The sequence below is a fragment of the Bacteroides sp. UBA939 genome, assembly GCF_002293435.1.
In the GTDB taxonomy this organism is placed as follows: Bacteria; Bacteroidota; Bacteroidia; order Bacteroidales; family Bacteroidaceae; genus Bacteroides.
In genome coordinates this window covers 1-4,017 of sequence record NZ_DBDF01000192.1, presented here as the reverse complement: position 1 = coordinate 4,017, position 4,017 = coordinate 1, and the positions used below count along the sequence as shown (strand labels likewise).

2 protein-coding genes are annotated in these 4,017 nt (G+C 50.4%); both read right to left on the bottom strand.

What is annotated here, in order from left to right:
• Positions 1-112 precede the first annotated feature (112 nt).
• On the bottom strand, positions 113-2,122 hold the full coding sequence (locus tag B2Z67_RS12225; RefSeq protein WP_291530114.1) for a transketolase family protein: 2,010 nt from the start codon (positions 2,120-2,122) through the stop codon (positions 113-115).
• A gap of 196 nt (positions 2,123-2,318) precedes the next feature.
• Positions 2,319-3,863, bottom strand: coding sequence for an alpha-N-arabinofuranosidase (locus B2Z67_RS12220; RefSeq protein WP_291530113.1), 1,545 nt, complete (start codon positions 3,861-3,863; stop codon positions 2,319-2,321).
• Positions 3,864-4,017: the final 154 nt, after the last annotated feature.

Sequence of the window (4,017 nt, the reverse complement as noted above, 5' to 3'; positions counted from 1 at the left end):
AGGAGAATAGAGATAGTCTTGTTTATGATTTCTCTTCGATTACTCTATTCTCCTCATTTCCTTCATCGCTTATCCGTTGCGAATAAAACTTTGATGCAGTTGCCCTGCAATATTATAGCATCGCCTTCACCTGCTTGTAAACATTCTCAGCCGTGAAGCCAAGTTTCTCATCAAGCACGGTGTAAGGAGCAGAGAAACCGAATGATTCCAGTCCCCAAACTTTACCATTAGCGCCTACCAGACCTTGCAACGTCACAGGCAAGCCGGCAGTCAAACCGAATACCTTGGCGCCTACCGGAATAATGCCCTCCTGATAACCCGGAACCTGATTACGGAACAAACCTTCGGAAGGAACAGATACGATGCGTACCTTTATGCCGTCTTTACGCAGTAACTCCGTGCCTGCCACCAATGTAGATACCTCCGAGCCGGAAGCTACAAGTACCACATTCGGGTTCTCGTCAGAGCCTGCCACGATGTAAGCACCCTTGGCAGCCTGTGAATAATCATTTCCTGCGGGCAGGTTAGCAATATTCTGGCGAGAGAAAATCAAACCTGTAGGAGTAGATGTATTCTCCATCGCCAACATCCAAGCCACAGTAGTTTCCTCCGCATCTGCCGGACGAAGAACCAACATCGAATTATGTCCCTTGTGATTCTTCAATTTCTCCATCAGGCGAATCTGAGCTTCCTGTTCCACCGGTTCATGAGTAGGACCGTCTTCGCCCACGCGGAATGCATCGTGCGTCCAGATGAACTTCACGGGTAATTCCATCAGCGCAGCCATACGCACGGCAGGTTTCATATAATCGGAGAACACGAAGAATGTTCCGCAAGCCGGAATCACACCACCATGCAGCGCCATACCGATACAACAGCAAGCCATCGTCAGTTCGGCAACCCCCGCCTGGAAGAATGCACCGCTGAAATCACCACTCTTGAAGGCATGTGTCTTTTTCAGGAAACCGTCCGTCTTGTCAGAGTTTGAAAGGTCGGCAGAAGCCACAATCATGTTCTCTACTTGAGTAGCGAGGGCGCTCAGTACGGTAGCCGATGCTGCACGCGTAGCCGAACCTGCTTTCTGTTCAATGGCTGCCCAGTTCACTTGCGGCGCTTTGCCCGAGAAGAACAATTCGAGCTTGGCTGCCTTTTCAGGATTAGCTTTAGCCCATTCGGCTTTGGCTGCGTACTTCACGGCCATGATTTCCTTCAGCTCAGCGGCACGTTTTGCGTACAGTTCCGCCACTTCGGGGAAGATAACGAACGGATTCACCGGGTCGCCGCCGAGGTTCTTAATCGTGTTAACGTAAGCGTCACCACCCAGAGGAGCGCCGTGAGTGGCACAGTTGGCTTCGTAGCTGCTGCCGTCTGCCTTGCGGGCGCCTTTACCCATGATGGTATGACCGATAATCAGGGTCGGACGTTCGTTCTCGGCTTTGGCTTCATTCAATGCGCTGCGGATGGCGTCAGGGTCGTTACCGTCAATCTTGATAACTTTCCATCCCCAGGCTTCGTATTTCTTTGCGGTATCTTCGATGGTAACGTCCTTGGTTTCGGTAGAAAGCTGGATATCGTTGGCATCGTAGAACATGATAAGGTTGTCCAGTCCCAATGTACCTGCAATGCGGCCTGCTCCCTGGGAGATTTCCTCCTGTACGCCACCGTCGGAAATGTAAGCGTAGATGGTCTGCGGCATTACTTCCTCAAAGCGGGCTTTCATGAACTTGGCGGCAATGGCTGCGCCTACGGCAAATGTATGGCCTTGACCGAGCGGGCCTGAGGTATTTTCGATGCCACGGTTGATATCGCGTTCGGGATGTCCCGGAGTGGGGCTTTCCCATTGGCGGAATTCCTTCAGTTCGTCCAGTGTGAACTTTCCTGCCAGCGCCAGTTGAGAATACAGCATCGGAGACATGTGTCCCGGGTCGAGGAAGAAGCGGTCACGGCCTTCCCATGCTGGGTTCTCGGGGTCGTATACCAGGAACTCTGAGAAGAGTACGTTCACAAAATCGGCACCACCCATGGCGCCACCGGGATGACCGGAATTTGCTTTCTCAACCATCGAAGCAGCAAGAATACGGATGTTGTCCGCTGCACGGTTCATAAGTTTGTTGTCGTTCATATTGATATTATTATATATTGAATATTGCATGTAAACGGTTCGACGTATCACTGTCCATTCTGACGGCGACAAATGTCCATCTTGACGGCGACAAAGATAACTCTTTATGCGTAATTCACAGCATAGAGAGCACTCCTTTTTTATCCTTCATCCCGCCTGCTTCTTGTCTGAAATACAATAAGTCTTTCCGCCTGATTTACTGTAACTCAATAGTAACAATTGACTTGGCGGGTAGTTTAATCTTCAGCACTCCTTTATTGATTTTTGCCTCTTTGAAAGGTGCTAATTTTACATTATCAGGATTTTCAAAAGAGTTGTGGTCGGTGAGGTTGGCAGCGGTCAGTATTTCGCCAACGGCTTTCTTTGCCTCTACGCCCGGCAGGTTGATGGTGATTTCCTGTGCGTTGTCGGCATCAATGTTGGACATAGAAACGTGAATCTTGCCGTTCTTGTCTTTGGATGCCGTGGCGCTTATCATGGGCACTTTGCGGTTGTCGCGCACGTCGATGATTTCGCAGTTCAGGTCGAGCGGCAGGTAAGTGGCGTCCTGGTGCACTTTGTACATTTTGAATACATGGTAAGTGGGAGTCAGCACCATGTCCTTGTCCCGGGTGAGAATCATGGATTGCAGCACGTTCACTATCTGTGCGATGTTAGCCATCTTCAGACGGTCGGTATATTTATGGAAAATATCGAAGCTCAGAGAAGCCACAAAAGCGTCGCGAAGCGTGTTTTGCTGATAAAGATGACCGCGGACAGTGCCCGGTTCTTCGTCCCACCATGTGCCCCATTCGTCGAGCATAAGGGCTACGCGCTTGTCTTTATCGTATTCGTCCATGATGGCGCAATGCTTTTGGATAACATCTTCTATCTCACGGCATTTGCCCATTGTCCAGTAATGGTCGTCTTTGTTGAACTGAGTGGCTGCGCCTTTGCTGCCGTTCCAGCCGGTCACTGTGTAGTAGTGGAGGGAAACGCCGTGCATGCCGGTACCTATGCGCTCCATCAGGACTTTGGTCCAAGTGTAATCGTAGTCGCTGGCTCCGCTGCCAATCTTGAACAGCCGGTTGTCGTCGTAGTTGCGGCAGTAAGTGGCGTAACGGCGGTACAGGTCGGAGTAATATTCGGGTCGCATACTTCCGCCGCAGCCCCAACTTTCGTTGCCTATGCCGAGGTATTTCACTTTCCATGCCTTGTCGCGTCCGTTCTGGCGGCGGAGTCTTGCCATTGGGGAGTCTCCTTCGGAGGTCATGTATTCCACCCATTTCGCCAGTTCTTCTACGGTGCCGCTGCCTACGTTTCCGCTGATGTAGGGTTCGGTGCCCAGCATTTCGCACAGGTTGAGGAACTCGTGCGTACCGAAGCTGTTGTCTTCAATCGTTCCTCCCCAGTTGGTATTCACCATTTTGGGGCGGTTTTCTTTCGGGCCGATGCCGTCCATCCAGTGATATTCGTCGGCAAAGCAACCGCCCGGCCAGCGCAGAACGGGTACCTGGAGGTCTTTCAATGCATTGAATACGTCGGTACGGTAACCTTTAATATTAGGTATATCAGAGTTTTCGCCTACCCAAAGTCCGCCATAAATGCAGGTGCCGAGGTGTTCGGCAAACTGGCCATAGATTTCTTTGGGAATAACTTGTGTGCCCTGGTCGGCACGAACGGTAATCGTCGCACTCTTCTGTGCCGACAACGATACGGATGCAGCCAGGAAGATGCTGCTGAAAAATAGTTTGCTTCTCATAATGTTAACTTGATTATGTTAAGTGAATGATTATAATTAGTTTATACTATAATTTTTTAGACGCGGATAACGCGGATGACGCGGAATTTTAAATGCTGCGCTATGTTAGCCCGCCCGGAAGATAAAAAGAGATCCGCGTTATCCGCGTCTAAAA